The sequence below is a fragment of the Amycolatopsis sp. NBRC 101858 genome, from assembly GCF_030269325.1.
In the GTDB taxonomy this organism is placed as follows: domain Bacteria; phylum Actinomycetota; class Actinomycetes; order Mycobacteriales; family Pseudonocardiaceae; genus Amycolatopsis; species Amycolatopsis ponsaeliensis.
This window is the reverse complement of record NZ_BSTD01000002.1, coordinates 655,301-677,172: the sequence shown is the minus strand read 5'-3', so window position 1 is coordinate 677,172 and position 21,872 is coordinate 655,301. Positions and strand designations below refer to the sequence as shown.

19 protein-coding genes and 1 tRNA gene are annotated in these 21,872 nt (G+C 69.7%); 7 read left to right on the top strand and 13 right to left on the bottom strand.

Going from position 1 to position 21,872, the window contains the following annotated elements:
* The first annotated feature begins 26 nt into the window (after positions 1–26).
* Positions 27–416 (top strand): hypothetical protein, encoded by a 390-nt coding sequence (locus QSK39_RS16365; RefSeq protein WP_285479918.1) that lies wholly within the window; start codon positions 27–29, stop codon positions 414–416.
* A gap of 25 nt (positions 417–441) precedes the next feature.
* Positions 442–792 carry a ClpX C4-type zinc finger protein gene (locus QSK39_RS16360; protein WP_502873280.1) on the top strand — a complete coding sequence of 117 codons (351 nt, stop codon included), beginning with the start codon at positions 442–444 and terminating at the stop codon, positions 790–792.
* Here QSK39_RS16360 and QSK39_RS16355 read toward each other — a convergent pair.
* From QSK39_RS16355 to QSK39_RS16325, 7 genes are all read right to left on the bottom strand, one after another.
* Positions 789–1,589 carry an SAM-dependent methyltransferase gene (locus QSK39_RS16355; protein ID WP_285478590.1) on the bottom strand — a complete coding sequence of 267 codons (801 nt, stop codon included), beginning with the start codon at positions 1,587–1,589 and terminating at the stop codon, positions 789–791. The two genes, QSK39_RS16360 and QSK39_RS16355, sit on opposite strands and share 4 nt — an antisense overlap.
* Before the next feature lie 54 nt (positions 1,590–1,643).
* Positions 1,644–2,756: a TIR domain-containing protein gene (locus QSK39_RS16350; RefSeq protein WP_285478589.1), complete on the bottom strand. Its 1,113-nt coding sequence runs from the start codon at positions 2,754–2,756 to the stop codon at positions 1,644–1,646.
* 117 nt (positions 2,757–2,873) lie between these two features.
* A tRNA-Pro gene (locus QSK39_RS16345) sits at positions 2,874–2,947 on the bottom strand.
* A gap of 115 nt (positions 2,948–3,062) precedes the next feature.
* Positions 3,063–4,235 carry an alginate lyase family protein gene (locus QSK39_RS16340; protein WP_285478588.1) on the bottom strand — a complete coding sequence of 391 codons (1,173 nt, stop codon included), beginning with the start codon at positions 4,233–4,235 and terminating at the stop codon, positions 3,063–3,065.
* 181 nt (positions 4,236–4,416) lie between these two features.
* A complete protein-coding gene (locus tag QSK39_RS16335; protein ID WP_285478587.1) occupies positions 4,417–6,672 on the bottom strand; it encodes a glycosyl hydrolase family 18 protein in 2,256 nt (751 codons plus the stop codon).
* 147 nt (positions 6,673–6,819) lie between these two features.
* Positions 6,820–7,599, bottom strand: a complete 780-nt coding sequence (locus tag QSK39_RS16330; protein ID WP_285478586.1) for an enoyl-CoA hydratase/isomerase family protein — start codon at positions 7,597–7,599, stop codon at positions 6,820–6,822.
* Between the two features lie 2 nt (positions 7,600–7,601).
* Entirely contained in the window at positions 7,602–8,513 is a 912-nt protein-coding gene (locus QSK39_RS16325; RefSeq protein ID WP_285478585.1) for a PaaX family transcriptional regulator, read from the bottom strand.
* A 143-nt stretch (positions 8,514–8,656) separates the two neighbouring features.
* Here QSK39_RS16325 and QSK39_RS16320 point away from each other — a divergent pair, with 143 nt between their 5' ends.
* The 4 genes from QSK39_RS16320 to QSK39_RS16305 all read left to right on the top strand — a co-directional run bounded on the left by QSK39_RS16320 (position 8,657) and on the right by QSK39_RS16305 (position 13,299).
* Positions 8,657–10,294: an ABC-F family ATP-binding cassette domain-containing protein gene (locus QSK39_RS16320; RefSeq protein WP_285478584.1), complete on the top strand. Its 1,638-nt coding sequence runs from the start codon at positions 8,657–8,659 to the stop codon at positions 10,292–10,294.
* Entirely contained in the window at positions 10,291–10,776 is a 486-nt protein-coding gene (locus tag QSK39_RS16315) for a GNAT family N-acetyltransferase (protein ID WP_285478583.1), read from the top strand. The genes QSK39_RS16320 and QSK39_RS16315 overlap by 4 nt, the downstream gene beginning before the upstream one ends.
* A gap of 82 nt (positions 10,777–10,858) precedes the next feature.
* Entirely contained in the window at positions 10,859–11,923 is a 1,065-nt protein-coding gene (locus QSK39_RS16310; protein ID WP_285478582.1) for a hypothetical protein, read from the top strand.
* A complete protein-coding gene (locus QSK39_RS16305; RefSeq protein WP_285478581.1) occupies positions 11,920–13,299 on the top strand; it encodes a GNAT family N-acetyltransferase in 1,380 nt (459 codons plus the stop codon). Before QSK39_RS16310 ends, QSK39_RS16305 begins: the two co-directional genes overlap by 4 nt.
* On the opposite strand, the gene QSK39_RS16300 is transcribed toward QSK39_RS16305, so the two are convergent.
* The 5 genes from QSK39_RS16300 to QSK39_RS16280 all read right to left on the bottom strand — a co-directional run bounded on the left by QSK39_RS16300 (position 13,296) and on the right by QSK39_RS16280 (position 19,603).
* A complete protein-coding gene (locus QSK39_RS16300) occupies positions 13,296–14,117 on the bottom strand; it encodes a carbohydrate ABC transporter permease (RefSeq protein WP_285478580.1) in 822 nt (273 codons plus the stop codon). The two genes, QSK39_RS16305 and QSK39_RS16300, sit on opposite strands and share 4 nt — an antisense overlap.
* Positions 14,114–15,085, bottom strand: coding sequence for a carbohydrate ABC transporter permease (locus QSK39_RS16295; protein WP_353051059.1), 972 nt, complete (start codon positions 15,083–15,085; stop codon positions 14,114–14,116). Before QSK39_RS16295 ends, QSK39_RS16300 begins: the two co-directional genes overlap by 4 nt.
* Positions 15,067–16,341: an extracellular solute-binding protein gene (locus QSK39_RS16290; protein WP_285478578.1), complete on the bottom strand. Its 1,275-nt coding sequence runs from the start codon at positions 16,339–16,341 to the stop codon at positions 15,067–15,069. Before QSK39_RS16290 ends, QSK39_RS16295 begins: the two co-directional genes overlap by 19 nt.
* 112 nt (positions 16,342–16,453) lie before the next feature.
* Positions 16,454–18,541 carry an alpha-galactosidase gene (locus QSK39_RS16285; RefSeq protein WP_285478577.1) on the bottom strand — a complete coding sequence of 696 codons (2,088 nt, stop codon included), beginning with the start codon at positions 18,539–18,541 and terminating at the stop codon, positions 16,454–16,456.
* A 117-nt stretch (positions 18,542–18,658) separates the two neighbouring features.
* Entirely contained in the window at positions 18,659–19,603 is a 945-nt protein-coding gene (locus tag QSK39_RS16280; protein WP_285478576.1) for a methionyl-tRNA formyltransferase, read from the bottom strand.
* A gap of 115 nt (positions 19,604–19,718) precedes the next feature.
* Here QSK39_RS16280 and QSK39_RS16275 point away from each other — a divergent pair, with 115 nt between their 5' ends.
* On the top strand, positions 19,719–21,029 hold the full coding sequence (locus QSK39_RS16275) for a lysine N(6)-hydroxylase/L-ornithine N(5)-oxygenase family protein (protein WP_285478575.1): 1,311 nt from the start codon (positions 19,719–19,721) through the stop codon (positions 21,027–21,029).
* 263 nt (positions 21,030–21,292) lie between these two features.
* Here the strand turns inward: QSK39_RS16275 and QSK39_RS16270 are convergent, their stop codons facing one another.
* Complete coding sequence (locus QSK39_RS16270) at positions 21,293–21,778, bottom strand: DinB family protein (protein ID WP_285478574.1); 486 nt, start codon at positions 21,776–21,778, stop codon at positions 21,293–21,295.
* Positions 21,779–21,872: the final 94 nt, after the last annotated feature.

The following is a 21,872-nucleotide window of genomic DNA, read 5'->3' as shown; positions in this document are numbered from 1 at the left end:
CACGGGTCCGCAAAGTACGTCCGGTGATGAACAACTCGATGGACGACGCGGGCTGCTGCCTGCTGTCGGTGGCCTGGAACGTCGCCCCGCTCACCGAAGGCCGCCCGGACTCGCGGCGCGGCGATCTCCGGCGGACTGTCGTCTCCGTGTGCCGGACCGCCGGCCACGGTGCCCGCGACTGGGCCAAGGACAACGGGACCGGCACCGAGGCCGAATACCGTCCCTTCCTCCAGTTGGCCGACGTCGCCTACGAGATCGCCACCCTGCTGCAGATCGTCGAGGACTTCCTCGTTCCCGACCTCGAGCGCGAACACCGGCGCTGGGCCGAGATCGAGGAGCTCAAGGCTCGGATGATCGAGCTCTCCGAGTGGACGTCGGCGTTCTTGAGCTTGTCAGGGGCATCCTTACGAGCGTAAGGTCTTCCCTGACAAGGGAGGCCGGATGGCTGTGATCGCCAGGTGTTCGTTCTGCGCGAAGCCGAACACGGAAGTGGACACGCTCGTCGGCGGTCCGGGGGTGTTCATCTGTGACGGGTGCGTCCAGCTGTGCGTCACGGTGATCGACGGCAAGCCGGCGGACGCGCCGCTCATCGCGCCGTGGGAGCACGACCTGCCACTCGAACAGGTCCTGCAGAACCTCGGCCCGGTCGCCGCCGCGACCACTCAGGTGCAGCAGAACCTCGCCGCGTGGGTCGGCAAGGCGCGCACCCTGGGCGGCACGTGGGCACAGATCGGGGACGCGCTGGGCATGACCCGCCAGTCGGCGTGGGAGCGTTTCGCCAGCGAGACCTAGAGTTTGACGCCCACCCCGGCGTAGAGGCCGTCCTCTTCGGGGTCGACGACCGCGGCGAGCCGGTCCGGCCGCCAGTTCGCGGAGGTGGTCAGCCCCGGTTCGACGAGCTCGAAACCGTCGAAGAGGGCGAGCACCTCGTCGCGCGAGCGCGGGTAGATGCTGTCCTGCGTCGAGCGCATGGTCTCGGCGATCTTGGGGTCGCGCAGGACGGCGAAGTCGTTGGTCAGATGGGTGAGCGCGAAGTGGCTGCCGGGTGCGAGCGCGTCCCGGTAAGCGCCGAACACACCGCGGACCTCCGGGAGGTAGTGCCCGAGGGTGATGGCCAGCAGCCCCACGGGTTCGCCGAGGTCGAGCAGCTTCACGGCCTCGGAGCCGAGAACGGCTTCGGTGTCGGTGGCGTCGGCCTCGAAGGCGACGGCGTTCGGATTGTCCTTGAGCAGCATGAGACTGTGCGCGACGGCGACGGGTTCGTAGTCGACGTAGACGACCTTCGAGTGGGGGTCGACCGCCTGGGCGACTTCGTGGACGTTGCCGACGGTCGGGATCCCGGAGCCGAGATCGAGGAACTGCCGGATGCCCTGCTCGAGCATGAACCGCACGACCCGGCGCAGAAAGGCCCGGTTCCGCCGGGCCACGGAGGCGACCTGGGGCTGGATGGCCTCGAGTTTTTGGGCAACGGCCCGATCGGCGGCGAGGTTGTGCGCCCCGCCGAGAAGGTAGTCGTAGATCCGCGCGGCACTGGGCCGGGAAAGATCGGCCCCGGGCGGGATCCAGTCCACGCCTTCCTGATCGGTCATCGCATCCCCCTCGAATCGGCTCGGACCACCCTAGCGGGTCGGGTCGGACGTTCGTCAGGAGTTACGGAATCGCATGGTGCCGTAGGCTCGGAGGGCGCTGTGGTAGGCCTCCAGCTTTTCCGGGTCCATTTCGATCTTCACGCTGAAGGTGAGGTTCACCTTCTCGTCGGCGTGGAGCTTCGCGGTGAGTCCGTCCATCTCGTGCAAGTAATCTTCGACGAATCCGCGGAGCTGCTGGATCGGCAGGTCGGCGAGCCGCGCTTCGGCAATGGCGAGGTGCTGGATCGCTTCATCGTCGAAGCCGGTCGCCCTGATCCCGGCGGCCCAGTCGAGTAGTTCGCCGTAGATGCCGGTCAGCCGGTTCGCCAGATGGATGATCCGTCCGGGATCACCGGGTTCGCCGGGCCTTCCGAAGGCGGCGTTTTGTGCTTCGTCCGAAAGCACTCGCTCGAGGTTGGCGACGATCGCGCTGACCGAGGTCAGCTTGTTCCCCAGCCACGACAGCCCGTCGTTCTCTGCGATCACCTGGCCGTTGTGCGACGCGAACTCGATGACGTGGTCCCGGTACTTCTCTTCCAAGTCGGCAATTCCCCGGTGCAGGAGCCCGCCGTAGAGAAGGAACTCCCAGCAGGGAGGTCGTTCGCTGAGCACAACGGCGACAGCTTCCGGCGTCCGCGGTGCCCGACCGTCGAACTTCGGAGCCCGGGCCGGGGCATGGTTGCCCAGCTTGCGAAGGACGGCGTCGACGATGCCTGGCACACCGGCGAAGCCGGCGTCGACGTAGCCGATGGTCGACAGGAGCCCGGGAAGCTCCGAATCGTCGATGCGCACGGGAAGGATGTAGGGAGCGGACTGCTGGAAGGCGCGGTCCTGCGCTGCCTTCCGTTCGTAGGTGGTCCACTTCTTGGTGACGTAGTGGCGCGAGATGAAGATAACGGCATAGCGAGCGCGCCGGCTGTAGATCGCCTGGAGGAAGTCGACGAGGTTCTCGCCCCACATCTCGGCGGTGCTGTCTTCGTCGAAGAAGACGCTGACGTCGTGCTCCTTGAGTTCGGTCACAACGTCCCTGACGAGCTCACGATCCTCGCCGGCGAATGACACCGCGATGTCGTAGTCGTAGGTCTCGGTACCCGTCATCGTCGCTGCGAACCTCCTGTAGAGGCGCATACCGTAACCGTGAACCCCGGAGAGGCGTCGGAGGCAAGCCGCAGCTGAGCGGCTGAGCCGTGAGCGGCCCTGGATACGACGAAAGCCACGTCTACCTGCGTAAACGTGGCTTGTCCGTCGGGCTGACAGGATTTGAACCTGCGACCCCTTGACCCCCAGTCAAGTGCGCTACCAAACTGCGCCACAGCCCGGACCCGCACTCGCTGAGTGCGTGATGAGTACTCTAGCGTGCCCGGCGCACGGCCCTGCACGCGGGGGCCTGATCCGCCTGACCTGCGGAAACAGGTCAGGCGGACCGCGGCGTCGTCACGCTGTGTTGCCCGCGTGGGTCAACGTCTGCCACGCCACGAACAGGTTGTTCGAACCCGCCGGGCGCTGGCGCTCCGTCAACGTCTGCGTGTTCGCCATCGCGATGCCCAGGCGCGTGTGCAGTGCGTTGAACCCCACCTCCGTCACCGGGCCGAGGCCCAGGTTCAGCTTGCCGCCGCACAGCCACGACGGCGCCGCCGTGCCCAGCTGGTACTTCGACTGGAAGCCCAGCGCCTGGCGCAGGCGCTCGCCCACGTCCGTTCCGTACACGTCCTGGCCCTGGATGCGCAGCGTCTCCGCCACGTCCGCGATCGCGGCTATGCCGTAGCCCGTGTGGGTGAAGTCGCGGCAGGTCTCCTGGGTGAGGCCGTCCACGAACGTTCCCTGGCCCTGCCAGTAGCCCACGATCTGGTCGCGAGTGGACAGGCCGCTGCCCGGGACCGTCTTCGGCAGTGAGCCGTCGGAGGAAAGGTAAACATAAGCCGCGACGCGGTTTCGGTAGCGGGTTATCGCTTTGTCGAAGTTCGTCTTGTCCTCCAGGAACACCGAGATCCCGACCGCGGCCTCCATCATGGACAGTTCCCAGTTGCCGTTGCTGTTGCTGCCGTTGATGATTTTGTTCAGGTACACGTTCCTCAGCATGGTGCCGAAGCGGCCCGAGTTCGGCCAGCTCGTGTACGTGTACTTGATGATCTCCGCCGCCCGGGGCCAGGACGAGCCCGCCCAGCCCGTCTGCAGCGGCGCGTTGCTGTTGGTGTGGTTCGTGATCGTCGCCGACCACGCGTCCATCAGGGCGATCGCCTTCTGGGCATAACGCGCGTCACCCGAGATGTACCAGATCAGGGCGTCCGTGTACGCCGCGATCGCGTCCTCGCGCTCGTCCGTGCAGCCGTTGTTGGGGTTCGAATACGGGCCGCATTCGACCACCGAACGGGGTTTCGGCGTACGGGAAAGGGAAGCGTAAGAGCTGGCGTGCGCTTGGTCGTAAGCGGCTTTCCACGGCTGGGCGCCGGCGTTCACCTGCGCTTTCACGAAGTCCAACTGTGGACGGCTGACCAGCACGCCCGGGTGCGTGAACGTCGCCGGCGCCGCGGGTGCCGGGGTGGCGACGAGGCCCAGGGCGAGCGGGACCGAGATGGCCAGGGTCAGGACTTTTCTCAAGCGGGACATGGCTCTCCTCGAGACGGCGTTGTCAGTCCAGAGCGCGCTGTCCCGACAGTTTCATGGTCCAGACCATCGAGAGTCAAGGCCGGGAGAGCCCTTTCTTCGGCTCCTGAAGAAAAGAGCCGGAAATTGTTCAGCCCGCTGAACGGAAGGCGTTTTCCGTTCAGCGGGCTGAATCGCCGTGCCGTTAGCCGAGACCCGCGCTGACCGCGTTCATCAACGTCCCGGTGTCACCCGACATCTCCCACGCCATCACGCCCAGCAGGCCGCGCTGCTTCAGCCACGTCGTCTTCAGCCCGATCGACCAGGCGTCGTCGAACGTCCACCACTGGCCGCCGTTGCCCGTGTAGCACGACGTCGCGACCGCGGCCGTGTCGTGGTAGACCGTGCACGCCGGCACGCTCGCCACGAGGTTCGCGTAACCCCGCGTCCCGGCTTCCTCGGCGAACTGACCCGGCGCCGCGCCGGTCGCCGACTGCCACTCGCCGTGCTTCCCGCCGTCCGCGACGCCCTGCCAGCCCCGGCCGTAGAACGCCAGCCCCAGGGTCAGCCGCCGCGGATCGACACCCGCGTTCGTATAGGCGTTGATCGCTGCTTCCGCGCTGAAATGGAAGGTGTACGGGTCGTCCGCGTCCGCGTACAGGTTGCCCTGGTGCCCGGTGCGGTTCGGCTCCCACGAATTGTCACTGCCCGAACCGTGGAAGTCGTACCCCTGCACGTTCGCCACGTCCAGGTAGCTGAACACCTTGGACAGATCCCAGCCGGACGCCACCTTCGCCGGGTCGGCCGGGGTGAACGCGTGCAGCTGGTACCGCTTGCCGGTCGTCGCGCCGTACGCGTCGAGCTGCGTGCGGAACTCGGCCAGCAGCGCCGTCAGGTTGTTCTTGTCGTTCGGGCTCCAGTGGTTGCCCGGGTGGCCGTCGGCGCTCGCGGGCCATTCCCAGTCGAGGTCGATGCCGTCGAAGATGCCGGCCGCCGTGCCCGGGCCGCCCGCGCCGCCGTAGGAGGCGATGTTGCCCTTGATCCACGTGTCGAGGCACGACGAGACGAACTTCTTGCGCGACGCATCCGTGGCCGCGACGTCGGAGAAGTACTTCGAATACGTCCAGCCGCCCAGCGAGACCAGCACCTTCAGGTTGGGGTGCTTGGCCTTGAGCTTCTTGAGCTGGTTGAAGTTGCCGCGCAACGACTCCCAGCCCGTGTCGGCCACGCCGTCGACCGACTGCGCCGCCGAGAACGGCCGCGAGTAGTCGGCTTCGGCGTCGCCCGCGCCGTCACCCTGGTTGGGGTCCTGCGGGTTCGCCGTGGTGCCCTTCGTGACGCCGGACAGGCACGTCAGGTTCACCGGATCGATGTTCTCGAACGCGTACAGCAGGTGCGTCAGCTTCGAAGCTGCGCCCGACGTCTCGAGGTTCTTCACGAAGTACTGGCGCCCGTAGATGCCCCACTGCACGAAGTAGCCGACCTTCGCGTACCCGGAAACGATGTCGCCGGTCCGCGCGGTCACCGCACTGCTCGGCGCCGACACGTTGTCGTAGCCGTCCCGGGCGCGCACCGTGAAGGTGTACGAAGTGGACGGTGCCAGCCCGGTCACGACGGCGGACGTCGTGGTCACCGTCGTCGCCAACGCGGCGCCGCGGTAGACGTCGTAGCTGACGACCCCGGTGTTGTCCGTCGAAGCGTTCCAGGCGAGCGAAACGCTGCCCGAGTCGGCGGCCGTCGAGCGCACCCCGCCCGGTGCCGACGGCGGAGACGTGTCGTCGGCGGGGTTGTTGGTGGTCACGGCCAATGCCGCGCTGGCCGGCGAGGTGGTTCCCTTGGCGTCCTTGGCCTTCACCGTGAACGAATAGGCGGTGCTCGGCGTGAGCCCGCTGATCGTCGCGCTCGTCCCGGTCACCGACGCAGCCAGCGAAGCCCCTTGGTAGACGTCGTAACCGGTCACGGGCAGCGAACCGGCGGCCGAGGCGTTCCAGACCAGCGCGACCGTCTTGGTCGTCTTCGCGACCAGCCGCAGGTTCGCCGGCGCGCCCGGGGGAGTGTCGGGTGAACCGTCGCAGTTCGCGTTGTCGACGCGGCATTGCGCCGGCGTCGCGGCGGCGCTGAGCCGGAAGGTCGGGCTGTACGGGTAGGTGTTCCGGCCCGGGGCCAGCGTCGCGATGTAGTACGCCGGGGTGAGCGTGACCTGGGTGCCGTTCTGGGTCACCGTGCCGTTTTCGCCGGTCGAAGCGGTGACGCCGGTGGGCAGCGTGAAGGTGATGGCCCAGTTGCTCACCGACGCGGTACCGGTGTTGGCGACCGTGTAGGTGCCGGTCGTGCCGCTCAGCGCGAGGGTGGCGGTCAGCGAACCGGCCGCGGCGGCGGGCGGGGCCAGCGCCGCGACGCCGCCGGCTGCGATCAGTACGGCGGCGAGTGCGGAGCGTAGTCGTGCGGGAGTGCGTCTCATGGCGGTTCTCCAAGCGGCACGCGGGGACGAGGTGGTCTAGACCACGTCCGAATGTAACCCGCGCCGGGACAACAGGTCCAGACCACATCGATCAAGACGAAACGGGCGCGCGCCCGAACGGCCGAAGCCGTTGTCCGAACGGGGGTTTCACCGCCCGGTGAAGGTCGCCTTCCCGGGTCCGTCGGCAAGGAACGACTTCACGGCGCCCCGGAGGTCTTCGGTTTCGAACAGCTCCGCGGCGATCGACGTGATGTTTGCGTTCGCCTCCGGGACACCGCCGGCGGAGAAGTGGTCGAGGACGCGCTTGGTCGCCGCGTGGGCCTGGGTCGGACCGGAAGCCAGCTGCGCGGCGAACGCCCGAGCCGCCTCGTCGAAACCCTCGTCCGGCAGGACGCGGTTGACGACGTTCCAGCGCTCGAGCGTCGCGGCGTCGTAGGTGTCGCCGGTCATCACGAACTCCTTGGCGCGCCCGACGCCGGCCCGCGCGGCGAGCCGCTGGGTGCCGCCCATGGTCGGGGTCAGCCCGACGACCTTCTCGACCAGCCCGAACTTCGCGCGCGTCGCGGCGAGGATGATGTCGCACGCCACGGCCACCTCGAACGCCCAGGTCAGGCACAGGCCGTGCGCGGCGAACACCGTCGGGAACGGCAGGGCCGCGATCCGGTCCGGCACCGCGAGCATCTCGTCGAAGAGCACCTTCGCCTCGGCGGGCGAGCCCTGCGCGTCGAACAGCGAGACGTCCACGCCGCCGCTGACGATCTTGCCCTCGGCGCGGATCAGCAGTGCCCGCGCGGGCGCCTGCTCCAGCGCATCGAGCGCCGACGACAGCGAAGACTGCAGGGAAGCCGTGTAGAGGTTCAGCGGCGGAGCGTCGATGGTCAGGACGGCGAGCCCGCCGTCACGGTCGAGGCGGGCCTGGTCGGTCATGTTCACCCTTGTTCTTCGGCGGCGACGATGTCGTCCCAATACTGCTGGGCCTCCGGGCGCCAGTCGACGTGTTTGTGATGGAACAGTTCCGCCGCTTTCGTCCCGCTCCACTTCGCCGGCAGGAGCTCGGCGGGCAGCTGCGGGTCGAGGAACGGGAACCGCCGCCACTCGTGCACCAGCTCGGTCTGCGCGCGCAGCACCGCGCGGCCGCCGGTGGGGTGCAGGCCGGTGAACCGGTCGATGAAGTCCTCGTAGCGGTCCTTCAGCTCGGTCAGGTCCCACGACCGGGCGACCATCGTCTCCTGCTCGCCCACTTCGCCGTAACCGGCGGTGAACGACATCGCCTGGGCGTCGAGGCCGAGCTCGCTGACGATCTGCTGGGCCTCCCGCTGACGGCTCAGGTCCGGGCTGACCCACACACCGGCGACGGGCGAGCCGAAGCCCGCCCAGGTCAGGCGCGTGCGCAGGCGGTGGCGCAGGTCGCGCTTGGCCTCCGGCACGGAGACGATCAGCATCAGCCACTGGCCGTTCCAGGGGCGCTCTTCGCGGCCGAACGCGTAGATCCGCTCGGCGCCTTCGGTCAGGAGCCGGCGGCCCGGCGGCGTCAGCGACCAGCGCACGCGGCGCCCGACGCGCTCGGAGACCATCCAGCCCTCGGCGGCGGAGCGGGCCAGCGCCTGCCGCGCCGACTTCTCCTCGATGTCGAGGATGCCGAGCACCTCGACCAGCATCGACGTCCAGACCGGCTGGTCCCGCGGCAGCGTGTACTCGCCGAGCACGGTCATCAGCAGCGACCGCGCGCTGGCGTGGCTGACCTCGCGCCGCCGGCTCACCGTGGGCCGGGGCGCGGACGGGCGGCCTTCCCTCGGTTTCGGCCTGCGGCCGAGGGTGACCGGGGGAGCGGATTCGCCCATGCTGTTTCACCTCACTGCTCGGGGGTATCGACAACCGAACAGATTACCCACACTGAGTGATCAAAGCGCCACCGGACACACACAGTCGGTGGGTTTGACCATGATCTGACAGTTCAGCACGGCCCCGTAGACTTGGCCACCTCATGAGCGCAACTCTCGTCGCGAAGGACCTGGCCGCGGGCCATGGTGACCGCATCCTCTTCTCCGGCCTCGACCTCGTGGTCGCGCCCGGCGACGTCGTCGGCCTGGTCGGTGTCAACGGCGCCGGGAAGTCGACGCTGCTGCGGACGCTGGCCGGGCTCGCCAAACCCGATGACGGCGAGATCCGGCTGAACCCGCCGACCGCGACCGTCGGGCACCTGCCCCAGGAGCCCGAGCGGCGTGCAGGCGAGTCGGTGCGCGCCTTCCTGGCCCGGCGCACCGGCGTGGCCGCGGCGCAGGCGGACCTCGACGCGGCGACCGAAGCCCTCACCGCGGGCGAAACCGGCGCGGACGACCGCTACGCCGTGGCGCTGGACCGGTGGCTCGACCTGGGCGGCGCCGACCTCGACGAACGAGCCGCCGAAGTGGCGGCCGACCTCGGGCTCGCCGTCGACCTGGACCAGCCGATGACCTCGCTCTCGGGCGGGCAGGCCGCGCGCGCCGGGCTCGCGTCGCTGCTGCTGAGCCGCTACGGCGTCTTCCTGCTCGACGAGCCGACCAACGACCTCGACCTGGACGGCCTGGCCCGGCTGGAGCGGTTCGTGTCCGGGCTGCGGTCGGCGACCGTGCTCGTCAGCCACGACCGCGAGTTCCTCGCCCGGACCGTCGACCGCGTCGTCGAGCTGGACCTCGTGCAGCAGCAGGTCAACGTCTACGGCGGTGGCTACGAGGCCTACCTCGAAGAACGCGAGGTCGCGCGCCGGCACGCGCGGGAGGACTACGAGGAGTTCGCCGACACGAAGGCCGCGCTCGAAGCGCGCGGCCGGATGCAGCGGGCGTGGATGGAAAAGGGCGTCAAGAACGCCCGCCGGAAGCAGCCCGACAACGACAAGAACGCCCGCAAGTTCCGCACCGAGGCCACCGAGAAGCAGGCGTCGAAGGCCCGGCAGACCGACCGGATGATCGAGCGCCTGGACGTCGTCGAGGAGCCGCGCAAGGAGTGGGAGCTGCGGATGGAGATCGCCGCGGCCCCGCGGGCGGGTGCGGTGGTCGCGACCCTGCGCGGCGCGGTCGTCCGGCGCGGCGGGTTCACGCTCGGGCCGGTCGACCTGCAGATCGACTGGGCGGACAAGGTCGCCATCACCGGCGCGAACGGCGCGGGCAAGTCGACGCTGCTCGCCGCGATGCTCGGCCGGCTCGACCCGGACGAAGGCAGCGCGACGCTCGGCCCCGGCGTCGTCGTCGGCGAGGTCGACCAGGCGCGGCGGCTGTTCCTCGGCGACGTCCCGCTCGCCGAGGCGTTCGCCCGCGAGGTGCCGGAGCTGGCCGACGCCGACGTCCGGACGCTGCTGGCCAAGTTCGGGCTCAAGGCCGCGCACGTGCTGCGGTCCGCGGCGACGCTCTCGCCGGGCGAGCGCACGCGGGCCGCGCTGGCCCTGCTGCAGGCGCGCGGCGTGAACCTGCTGGTGCTGGACGAGCCCACCAACCACCTGGACCTGCCGGCGATCGAGCAGCTCGAAGCGGCGCTGGACAAGTACCCGGGCACGCTCCTGCTGGTGACGCACGACCGCCGGATGCTCGACGCCGTGCACGTCACCCGCCGTCTCGAAGTCGACGGCGGCAAGGTCCGCGAGCTGTGATCGTCCGCGAGGCGGCTCGCGACGACGGCGACTTCCTCGCCGACATGCTCGTGGCGGCCGTCAACTGGTCGCCGGAGTGGAAGAAGAAGAGCCGGCGCCGGGTGCTGGCGGCGCCGAACACCGCCCACTACATCGCCGGGTGGCCCCGGGACGACGACCTGGGCGTGGTCGCCGAAGCGGACGGCGAACGCGTCGGCGCGGCCTGGCTGCGCTTCTTCCCGCCGGAGGAACCGGGGTACGGGTTCGTCGCCGCCGACGTCCCCGAGCTGACGATCGGCGTTGCCGCTCCCTGGCGCGGACGCGGCGTCGGGCGGGCGCTCCTGCGGGCGATCGAAGCGCGCGCCGTCGAAGCGGGCATCGGGCGGATCGCCCTGAGCGTCGAACGGAAGAACTTCGCGCAGCGGCTGTACCTCGCGGAAGGCTACGAGGTCGTGGGCGCGGGCTCCGCGGAGTCCGACACGATGGTCAAGATCCTCACCTGATCCCGGATTCACCGCCGGTGTAACGACATCCGGTACGGCTCCGACCTATGACCGTTCAGCGATCGAGCGGACGGGCGGAGACATGACGGTCAACCGGAGCGAAGTTTCGGGCACCGAATCCTTGTGGCACATTTCGGGCGGCGTCGGCCCCCTGAAGATCAGCTGCGGGATCCCTTACCGGCCAGGGCTGATCGCCGACATCATCCGGGCCGAGATCGTGGACCCGCTGACCTTGCTGCTGCAGAAGGTGCTCCACACGACCGAGTTCGTCGGGGGCATGCCTTCGTCGGTGCCTCGCCGGGACCGGATGCCGAAGGTGCTGGACGTGGACCAGCTCCGCGCCCGGCTCGGTCCGGCGAACCGGCCGCCGCGCCACCCGGAGCCGGTGCGCGTCACCGGCGTGTTCTCACCCGCCGTGCTGCTCAACGCCGGGTGGTGGGAGCGCGCCCGGGGCGGCTCGGATCCGGTGCGCGGCAACGGTATCCAGCAGTGGACCTACGCGGGGTTCGAGGAGTGGGCACCGTCGTGGGACTTCACCAGCGAGGACGGGCCGGACCGGTCCCGGTTCTTCCTGGGCCAGCTCGGCCGCGGCGACGAAGCGAACTCGATCCTCGTCGCCGCGGTCGGCGAGAAGGGCCGGGCGATCCGCAGCGGGATCATGCCGATGTTCCAGGAGCGCGGGGTCGGCGCGCTCAAAGCCGAGGTCACCGCGCTGCTCTGCCACCGGTCCCACCTGATGACGCGCAACCCGGCGCTGGGTGCCGCGGCCGCCCGGTGGCAGGGCGAGTTCGACTACTGCCTGCTGCTGGAAGCCGACCACCACCGGATCGACCCGATGATCGAGGTCCCGGACTTCTACTCCGCCTACATCTGGCAGTGCTGGTGGGCCACCGAAGACGTCCCGGAGGGCCGGCCGCCGCGGCTGCACGACTGCTACCTGCTCTGGGAACACACGGACCTGACCAACGTCGACGCAATCGAGTACAACCTCGACAGCCTGGCGCACAAGGCCGCCTACGTCCGCGAGCGCCACGGCAAGCTCGAACTGCTGCAGAAGTCCGGCTTCCTCGTGCCCGGGGATCCCGCGCTCGGCTCGCGGGACTTCCAGCGGCTGCTCGGCTCGATCGGCGAGGACGACGGGCGGTGATCACCTTCCGGGAGCTCACCGCCCACCGGGACGACCTCGCCGCGCTGGCCGAGTTCCACCGGACCCTCTACGTCGGCCTCTTCCCCGATCCGGACGAACGCGAGTCGCTCGCGAACATGGCCGGCTACCTGCGGCTGAAGGAACACGGCTGGTACGGCGCGAACAACTACCACATCGTCCTCGCGTTCGTCGGCGACCTGCTGGCCGGCGCCGTGATCGCCGACTACCTGGCCGACCCCGCCGCGGGCGTGATCGAGTACCTGCTCGTTTCACCCGACGTGCGCGGCCGGGGCGTCGGCCGCGCGCTGGTCGACCACATCGAAGCGGTGCTGGCCGCCGACGCCTCCGCCGGCGGGCGCGAACTCGCCGGCGTGGTGGCCGAGATGAACGACCCGCGCGCGGTGTCGGCCATGGCCGACAACCTCGATCCGGTTGCGCGAGCCCTGATCTGGCACCGGTACGGCTACGTCGGCCTCGACTTTCCGTACCGGCAGCCCGCGCTCTCGCCGGGGCAGGCTCCGGTGACCGGGCTGATCCTGATCGGCAAGCCGCTGTCAGCGGCCTGGCGGGAACGTGTCCCGGCCGCCGCCATCATCCTGGTCGTGCGGGAATACCTGCGGTGGGCCATGCGGATCGAACGTCCCGTGGACTCCGCCGAGTACCGGTGCATGGCCGCGCACCTGAGCGCGCGGGACGACGTCGGCCGGCTGCCCCTGGACCGCTACGTCGGCCACGACGCCGCCCGGCCGCTCGACGTGCACGCGGTCGGCGGCGCGGACGACCCGGACTTCGCCCGGACCTTGGACGTCTACCGGATCGCGTTCCCGCCCGGGCCCACGGCCGTCGGCGAGGACGAATTCCGGAGCGCGGTTGCCCAGCCGGGCTACCACCTGTGGGCGTTGCGTGCGGAGCCTGCCGACCCGGAGCCGTCGGGCATGGCGTCGTTCCACGCGCTGACCGCCGCCGCGCTGCTGGGCTACGTCACGCTCACGGGCCCGCTGCGCGGTTCGGGCCGGTTCCCGGCACTCGTCGCCCGCCTCGAGCAAAGGCTGCTCGCCGACCGGCCGGAGGTCCGCGGCTGGTACGCCGAAATCGGCCCCGGCACCGACCCCGCGCCGTTCCACCGCGTCGGGTGCCGCGAACTGGCCGTCGACTACCGGCAGCCCACGCTTGGCGCGGGCGAAGACGTGCCGTGCCGCCTGTTCTTCAAGCCGCCTGGCCGGATCTACGACCCGCCGCAGCTGACCGCGTCCGACCTGCTGACCGACCTCGCCGAGTTGCTTTCCGCCGTGTACGGCGTGGCCGAGCCGCGGGAACACCCCACCTACCGACGGATCGCCGGGAGCCTGGGCACCGGCGTCGTCCCGCTCCGCTAACCCTTGGTCGCGCCGCCGGTCAGGCCCTTGACGAACTGCTTCTGCAAGGCCAGGTAGAAGATCAGCACCGGCAGCGTGGCCAGGAACATCAGCGCGAACACGCTCCCGAGGTCGGCCTGGTACTGGCCGATCGAGCGGTAGATGCCGGTCGTGATCGTGGTGCCCTGACTCGGGCCGAGGATGATCAGCGGGTCGATGAAGTCGTTCCAGATCCACACGCCGAGGAAGATCAGCACCGACGCCGTCGCCGGGCGCAGCAGCGGGAACACCACGCGCCAGAACACCTGCATCCGGCTCGCGCCGTCGAGCAGCGCCGCCTCTTCCAGCTCCACCGGGACCCCGCGGATGAACCCGCTGAACACGAACACACCGAACGGCACGTAGTACCCGACGTTGAACAGGACCAGTCCCTGCAGGGTCGCCATCAGGTGGGTGACGCGCAGGACGTCGGTGATCGGGATGAGGATGACCTGCGGCGGGATCATCAGCCCGGCCAGCAGGACGAGCGTCAGGACCTTCGTCCACCGCTTGCCCGAACGCGCCAGGTAGTGGCCGAGCATCGCCGACAGCACGGTCAGCACCAGGATCGACAGCACGGTGACGACGACGCTGTTGGTCAGGCTGACCCAGAACAGGCCGTCCGGGCGGGTCAGCACGGCGTGGATGTTGGCGAGCGTGGGCGGCAGCGGGAGGGACGCGGGGTCCTTCGCGATGAGATCGCCCTGCTTGAACACATTGGTCAGCACCAGGTACAGCGGCACGAAGAACACGGCGCCGACGACGAGCGCGGCCGTCGGCCGCAGCCAGGCCCGGGTCACAGGTCCACCTCCCGGCGGCGGAGGAAGCCGAGCACGACGGTGGTCACGACCGCGACGATCACCAGCATCAGCACGGCCATCGCGGACGCGTACCCGACGTGGTTCGAGTCGAAGCCGGTCTGCAGGACGTCGAACGCGATCGTCGCGGTGGCGCCGGATCCCGGGCCGCCGTTGGTGATCACCTTGACGTAGTCGTAGGTCTTGAACGCCGAGATGAGCAGGACGACGGTGTTGATCGTCAGTGACGGCGCGAGCAGCGGCCAGGTGACGGCGCGGAACCGCCGCAGCGGCCCGGCGCCGTCGATCTCGGCCGCCTCCAGCAGTTCGGCGGGCACGCCCTGCAGCCCGGCGAGGTAGACGACGACGCAGAAGCCGAGCATCTGCCAGCACACGATCGAGGCGACCGAGTACAGCGCGACTTCCGGGTCGGACAGCCAGCCCGGCGGGTGCTCGACCCCCAGCGACCGCAGCAGGGTGTCGAGCGGGCCCTGGTCGTCGAGCAGCCGGGACCAGACGATCGAGACGACGACCGAACTGAGGATCACCGGCGTGAAGAACACGCTGCGCAAAGCGTTGTAGAGCCAGCCCTTCCGGTCCAGCAGCAGGGCGACACCGAGACCCAGCACGTTCGGCACGATCACCACGATCAGCGTCAGGACGGTGGTGACCTTCAACGCCGTGAGGAACTGGTCGTCGGTGAACAGCAGCTTGTAGTTGTCGAGGCCGACGAACTTCACCGGCGGGTTGAACGGGTTGTAGTTCGTCAGGCTGTACCCGAAGCTGATCAGGATCGGGGCCAGCACGAAACACAGGTAGACGAGCACGCCCGGGGCACCGAACGACGCGAAGTGCCCCAGCCGCGGCAGGATCGGCTTGCGCCGCCTGCTCGGGGACGGCGCCCGGCGCGGCTTCGGGGGAGCGGGTGGACTGACGACGGCGGCCATGTGGGTCAGCCCGCCTTCGCCCACTCGGTGTCCAGGAACGCGCACGCGTCGGCCACGGACTTGCGGCCGGTGATGACGTCCTGGGCGGCCTGGTCGACCTTGTCCTTCATGCCGGGCAGCAGGCCGTCGTCGGCGGTCTCCCACCGGAACGCGTGCACGACCGCGTTCTGCTGCACGGCTTGGGTGTAGAGGTCGTAGCCGGCCTTGAAGGCCGGGCCGACGTCCGGGGGCGGGGTGTAGCCCTTGATCGCGGGGAACAGGCCGTCCGCCTTGACCGACGCGTCGAGCTGGTCCTTGTCGAGCTGGAAGCCGAGGGCGAACTTCTTGGCGGCGTCGAGGTTCGCGGCCTTGGCGTTCACGATCATGCCGCCGCCGGTGTAGGCCGGGACGACGAGCTTGCCGTCTTCGGTGGGGAAGTCGAACACACCGACTTCGAAGTCGTGCTTCTTGGTGTCGGCGTTGGCGGCGAACCAGTTGCCCATCGGGTACATCGCGCTCTTGCCGTCGAGGAAGGCCTGCTCGGTCGCCGCGTAGTCGCGGGACACGCTCGTCTTGTCCACGTAGCCCTTGGCGGCGAGGTCGGCGAGCTTCGAGAACGCCGCCTGGAACGCGGGGTCGGTGAACTTGACCTTGTCCTGGCGGCGCTGGGCCAGCCAGTCGGGGATCGTGTTGTAGACCTCGGTGCTGACCAGGCCGGAGAGGATCATCGAAGACGGGAAGCCGTCCTTGCCGCCGCCGATGGTGAACGGCGTGCTGCCCTTGTCCTTCAGCTTGCCGGCGTCGGCCACCAGTTCGGCCCACGTCTTCGGCGTCGCCGTGATGCCCGCGTCGGCGAACATCTTCTTGTTGTAGTAGATCGGCGGGATGGTCTGGGTGTTCGCCGGCAGCTGGTAGTACTTGCCCTTGACGGGATTGGCGTCGGGGAACTGGAAGTCCTTGAGCTCGTCCGGCGTCCACGCGTAGAGGTTGCCCGCTTCGGCGAAGCCCGCGGAGTCGACGGCGATCATCACGTCCGGGAACTGGCCCGACTGCAGGAGCTGCTTCGCGTACGACGTCCGCCCGTCGGCCGTCGGGGCGACGAGCTTCTTGACCTTGATCCCCGGGTTCTTGTCGGTGACGCGCTTGATGGCGGCGTCCCAGTAGGCCGGCGTGAGGTTCGGCGTTTCGAAGGTCAGGAAGGTGATCTCCGGCTCGCCGCCGCTGCCGCCGGTGTTCGAGCCGACCGAGCATCCGCTCACGGCCAGGAGCAGCGCCGCTCCGAGCGCCAGGGACCGCCTCATCGTTCCTCCCGCATGCCACCCACCATATGTGATGTACGACGCATTTGATCGGACCTCTGATGCGGTGTCAAGCGTCGAATCCCGTCGAATCCCGCAGTGATCCGGCGAGAGATCAGATCTTTCGCTGCAATCGGACGACGACGCTGGCGAAGTCGCCGGTCGGCAGGCCGAGGGGCAGCCCGCGGGCGAGCAGCACGGCCCCGCTGTACGTGGTGCCGGCGTCCGAATCGACGTACCGGTCAGCGGGATCGAGGCCGTCGAGCCGCAGCGGGCGCTCCGGCGCGTTGAAGTGCGCAGCCTGCCGGTAGGCGAAGACGACGGTTCGGTCTTCGTGCACGTACTGGAGCGCCGTGACGCCGTCGTCGGCGGGCGGCCGCAGCCGGTACAGCGCGCCGTGCTGGACCACGGGCCGGATGTCCTGGTAGAGCGCGATCAGCTCGCGGGCGAGCGCGAGGTCGTCGCCGGGCCAGCGCGCGATGTCGCCGCCGACGCCGAGCACGCCCGCCATGGCGACGTGGAACCGGAACCGCAGCGGCACCGAGCGGCCGGTGACGAAGTTCGGGTTGTCGGTGACCCAGGCCGACATCGCGCGCGCCGGGTAGAGCTGGCCGTAGCCGTGCTGGATCCGCAGCCGGTCGAGGGCGTCGGTGTTGTCCGACGTCCAGACCTGGTCGGCGCGGGCGAGCGCGCCGAGGTCGATCCGGCCGCCCCCGCCGCTGCACGCTTCGATGCGCAGGCCCGGGTGGTCCTGGCGGAGGCGGTCCATGAGCGAGTACACCGCGCGCGTGTGCTCGACCCAGAGTCGGTCCGGGTCCGGGTCACCCGGCCAGCCCGCTTCGCTGAACGGGCGGTTCATGTCCCACTTGAGGAAGTCGATGCCGTGGTCGCCGACGAGCCGGTCGAGCCAGTCGCGCGCCCACTCCTGGACGTCCGGCCGGGCGAAGTTGAGGACGAGCTGGTTGCGCAGTGCGGACCGGCGCCGGTGCGGGTGGTGCAGGACCCAGTCCGGGTGGGCGCGGTAGAGGTCGCTGTCGGGGTTGACCATCTCGGGCTCGACCCAGATGCCGAACTTCATGCCGAGCCCGTGCACGGCGTCGACGAGGGGCTCGAGGCCGCCGGGGAAGCGGTCGCGGTTGACGTGCCAGTCGCCGAGGCCCGCGTGGTCGCCGGTCCGCGCGCCGAACCAGCCGTCGTCGACGACGAACAGTTCGACCCCGAGGGCGGCGGCGTGTTCGGCGAGGGTGCGCTGGTTCGCCTCGTCGACGTCGAAACCCGTTGCCTCCCAGGAGTTGTAGAGCACCGGGCGCAGTTCCCGCGGGTGGGGCAGGACGTGCTCCCGGACGTAGCTGTGCCAGGCGCGGCTCGCGGCACCGAAGCCGCCGTTCGTGTAGAGGCCCGCGATGACGGGCGTGATCAGCGGGGTGCCGGGCCCGACGTGGTGGGTGACGCCGTCTTGGCCGAAGCCGCCGCTGACGGTCATCCGGCCGGTGGAGGACCGGGTGACGGTGAGCCGCCAGGACCCGCTCCAGGCGAGGGCGACGCCGTAGACCTCGCCGTGGCGCTCGGTGGCGGTGCCGTCGTCGACCATGACCCACGGGTTGGCGTGGTGCCCGGTGATCCCGCGCCGGCTCGCGAACGTCGTCTCGCCGTGCGGCGCGGGGGTGCGGCGGAGCTGGGTTTCCGCGGCCCAGCGGCCGGTGACGTGGCTGAGCCGGTAGTCGTCGCGCACGGGAAGCACCCAGGTCGCGGAGTCGGCCCTGGTGACGTCGACGCCGGTGTCGGCGGTCAGTTCGGTCCAGCGCTCGATGACCTCGGACTTCAGGCGGTAGTGGAGGGTGATCCGGAGGGGGTAGTGGCGGTCTTCGCAGTGGATCCGCAGGTGGTCCTGGTCGATTTCGTGGTTCCGGTAGCGCCATTCGAGGGCGCGGGTGCCGTCGGTGAAGCGGACCTGCAGGGCGGGGGTCCAGTACTTGGTCCCGCCGTCGGCGGCGAGTTCGTCGAGACCTTCGCCGGGGTCGTTGAAGCCGTCCCACCACGGGAGGGGCTTGTCGATGAGCTGCGGGACGTCTTCGATGCGCAGCTTCGGGCCCCAGTAGAGGTGAGTGGGGACGTCGTCCTCGCCGAGCCGGAGGGCGTAGGTGGTCGTCTCGCCGGTGAGGACCCAGGTCCGGTGCTCGTCGAGGAAGCCGATCTCGCCCATGCGCGCCATCCTGGCGCCGGGCCGGTCGGCGGCCAAGGGGCATCCCGATGACCGGTCTGCCGGAGGCCGCCGATCCGCGTCCTCCGGAGACCGGGCAGGGCAAGGACTGCCGACCGGTCAAGGCCGGTCCGTCAGGTAGCCCCCCATCGTCTTGAAGTAGTCGGCCGCGGCGAGTTCCGTGCCGTCGGCGGTGCGGACGCGCTCCACCAGCAGACCAGGAGACTGCCCGCGGCGCGCGTCCGGCCCGGCCACGATCACCACGCCCTCGCCCTCCCGGATGAAGATCCGGCCCGGCGTGCCGCCGTAGTGCCCCTGGGACACCGACGCGCGCAGGATCCGGAGCTGTTCGCCTCGGTGGTGGGTGAACGCGTTCGGGTACGGGTCGGACAGCGCGCGCACGAAACGCTCGATGTCGGCGGGCGAAGACGTCCAGTCGATGAGACTGTCCCGCGCCGCGCGCTTGTGGAAGAAGCTCGCCTTCGTGCGGTCCTGCGGCACCGGGGTGTAGCCGGTCTCGATCATCGAGATCGCTTCGGCCGTGATCGGCGCGATCAGGTCCACCGTGCGGTGGAACAGGTCCGTCGTCGTGTCCGCCGGCCCGACCGGGATCGCGCGCTGCAGGACGATGTCGCCCGCGTCGAGCTCGCCGTCCATCATGTGGGCCGTCACGCCGACCTCCGGCTCGCCGTTGATCATCGCCCAGATCAGCGGGGAGAAGCCGGCGTAGGACGGCAGGAGCGAGTCGTGGATGTTCAGGGTGCCGTGGCGCGGCAGCTCGAAGATCTCCGGCGGCAGCCACGTGCGCCAGTTGTTCGCCACGATCAGGTCGAGGTCCGCCGTCTTCAGCTCGGCCAGCAGCTCGGCGTCGTCCGGCCGGTTGCGCAGCAGGACGCGGATGCCGTTGGCGTCGGCGAGGTCGGCGACCGAGTCGGCCCAGATCCGCTCGTAGGCGTGGTCGCTCTTCGGGTGCGTGACCACGAGGGCGACCTCGTGACCGGCGTCGATGAGCGCCTGGAGGGTCCGGTGCCCCCAGGTCTGGTAGCCGAACATCGCCACGCGCATTCGAGAGTGCCCTTTCGTGATCGGGGGACGAACATCACCACGAACGTACTAGGCGAGGCTCGCCTAAGTTAGGTTAGGGTTCCCTGAACGGTACCGGAGCGCGCAAGGGAGCAACATGACTGCAGAGGCCGGCGAACGGATCCCGATCTACGACGTCGTCGGGGTGGGCTTCGGCCCGTCGAACCTGGCCCTCGCCATCGCGCTCGCCGAGCACAACGCGGGCCCGGGGGAGCCGGTGACCGCGCACTTCCTCGAGCGGCAGCCGCGCTTCGGCTGGCACCGCGGGATGCTGATCGACACCGCGACCATGCAGGTGTCGTTCCTCAAGGACCTGGTCACCATGCGCAACCCGACCAGCGAGTTCAGCTTCCTCAACTACCTCTCCTCGGTGGGCAGGCTGGTCGACTTCATCAACCACAAGAACCTGTTCCCGCTGCGCGTCGAGTTCCACGACTACTTCGAGTGGGCGGCCGCGAAGGTCGACGACGTCGTCTCCTACGGCACCGAGGTCGTCGCGGTGAAGCCGGTCTACGACGGCGCGGAAGTCGCCTACTTCGACGTCGAGGCTTCGGACGGTTCGTCGCTGCGCGCCCGGAACCTGGTGGTGGGCACGGGCTTGCGGCCCCAGCTCCCCGAGGGCGTCACCGCCGGCGACCGGGTCTGGCACAACAGCGAGCTGCTGTTCCGCGTGGACGCGTTGCGCGGCACCGATCCTCGCCGGTTCGTGGTGGTGGGTGCCGGGCAGAGCGCGGCGGAGGTCGCGGCGCTGCTGCACGACGAGTTCCCGCGCGCCGAGGTGTGCGCGGTGTTCGCACGCTACGGCTACAGCCCGGCCGACGACAGCTCGTTCGCGAACCGCATCTTCGACCCGGAGGCCGTCGACCAGTTCTACCGCGCGGGCGAGCCGGTCAAGGACCGCCTGATGCGCTACCACGGTGCGACGAACTACTCGGCCGTCGACATCGACCTGATCGACGAGCTGTACCGCCGGGTGTACCGCGAGAAGGTGCTGGGCGTGGAGCGGCTGCGGCTGTTCAACGTCTCGCGCCCGGTCGAGGTGACGGGCACGGGAACGGTGACGATCGAGTCCCTGACAACGGGTGCGCAGACGGTGCTGGAAGCCGACGCGGTGGTGTACGCGACGGGCTACCGCCCGGCGGACCCGACACCGTTGCTGGGCGAGCTCGCCGCAGGGTGCCTGCGCGACGACGAGGGGCGCTTGCGCGTCGAGCGCGACTACCGGTTGACGACGGAGCCGCCCCTGCGCGGCGGGATCTACCTGCAGGGCGGCACCGAGCACACGCACGGGATCACGTCGTCCCTGCTGTCGAACACCGCGGTGCGGGTGGGGGAGATCCTGCAGTCCATTGTGGATCGGCGCGTGGTCGCGGCGCCCGAGGGGGAGTACGCCGTCAGCGCGCGGTGAGTGCGGCGGAATGGCCCTCGGAGACCGGTCCCCGAGGGCCATTCGCGTTCGCGTGTACCGCGGACTCCACCCGGAGTTCGCCGGTCAAGCTCTCGCGCTCCGAGAAATGTTGCCGCGCTGGACGCGGTGCGAGCCTCCGGCGACCGTTCGCCGAGGTCTTCGCGTCGCCGGGTGGCGGTGGCCGAGCGAGATCACCGTTGGCGTGCCGCGGCCGCGAGTGCGCTGCGCCGCGGACCCGTCCCTGCTTCCTTGCGATCACGCCGTCAGCGCGCGGTGAGCTGCTCCCGGAGGATGTCGCTGTGCCCGGCGTGGCGGGCGAAGTCCTCGATCAGGAGCAGGTAGACGAACCTCAGGTTGACCTCGCCGAGGACGTCGTGCGTCCAGGTGTCGTCGAGTTCGAAGCGGGCCGCGATCTCGCGGGAGCGTGCGCTCGCCCGCTCGAACTCGGCGATCACGTCGTCGAGGCTTTCGTCGTCGGCGACGGCGAAACTGGCGTCGCCCGGGGTCGTGGGACCGTCGCACTCGGACTCGGCGAGGCCCATCAGCAGGAGCTGGAACCAGCGGCGTTCGGCCATCGCGGCGTGCTTGACGAGGCCGATCGGCGTGGTCAGGGACGTGACCAGCCGCCGCCGGACATCGGCGTGGGACAGGCCGCGCGCGGTGTCGGCGACCGCGCGGCGCTGGCGGTCCATCGTCGCCTCCAGCAGGCGGCGCTCGGATCCGGTGGTGGTTTCGGGCAGCACGAACACAGGTCAGCTCCAAAGGTGGGGTGGCGGCCGGACGGCCTCGGAACGACACGAGGCGGGCCAAGCCCAGGATAGCGGTTCTTGCTGCAGGGCCCAA

Coding starts and splice junctions, on each gene's coding strand:
- QSK39_RS16365 (WP_285479918.1), top strand. CDS start 27: ATGAACAACTCGATGGACGACGCGGGCTGCTGCCTGCTGTCGGTGGCC.
- QSK39_RS16360 (WP_502873280.1), top strand. CDS start 442: ATGGCTGTGATCGCCAGGTGTTCGTTCTGCGCGAAGCCGAACACGGAA.
- QSK39_RS16355 (WP_285478590.1), bottom strand. CDS start 1,589: ATGACCGATCAGGAAGGCGTGGACTGGATCCCGCCCGGGGCCGATCTT.
- QSK39_RS16350 (WP_285478589.1), bottom strand. CDS start 2,756: ATGCGCCTCTACAGGAGGTTCGCAGCGACGATGACGGGTACCGAGACC.
- QSK39_RS16340 (WP_285478588.1), bottom strand. CDS start 4,235: ATGTCCCGCTTGAGAAAAGTCCTGACCCTGGCCATCTCGGTCCCGCTC.
- QSK39_RS16335 (WP_285478587.1), bottom strand. CDS start 6,672: ATGAGACGCACTCCCGCACGACTACGCTCCGCACTCGCCGCCGTACTG.
- QSK39_RS16330 (WP_285478586.1), bottom strand. CDS start 7,599: ATGACCGACCAGGCCCGCCTCGACCGTGACGGCGGGCTCGCCGTCCTG.
- QSK39_RS16325 (WP_285478585.1), bottom strand. CDS start 8,513: ATGGGCGAATCCGCTCCCCCGGTCACCCTCGGCCGCAGGCCGAAACCG.
- QSK39_RS16320 (WP_285478584.1), top strand. CDS start 8,657: ATGAGCGCAACTCTCGTCGCGAAGGACCTGGCCGCGGGCCATGGTGAC.
- QSK39_RS16310 (WP_285478582.1), top strand. CDS start 10,859: ATGACGGTCAACCGGAGCGAAGTTTCGGGCACCGAATCCTTGTGGCAC.
- QSK39_RS16290 (WP_285478578.1), bottom strand. CDS start 16,341: ATGAGGCGGTCCCTGGCGCTCGGAGCGGCGCTGCTCCTGGCCGTGAGC.
- QSK39_RS16285 (WP_285478577.1), bottom strand. CDS start 18,541: ATGGGCGAGATCGGCTTCCTCGACGAGCACCGGACCTGGGTCCTCACC.
- QSK39_RS16280 (WP_285478576.1), bottom strand. CDS start 19,603: ATGCGCGTGGCGATGTTCGGCTACCAGACCTGGGGGCACCGGACCCTC.
- QSK39_RS16275 (WP_285478575.1), top strand. CDS start 19,719: ATGACTGCAGAGGCCGGCGAACGGATCCCGATCTACGACGTCGTCGGG.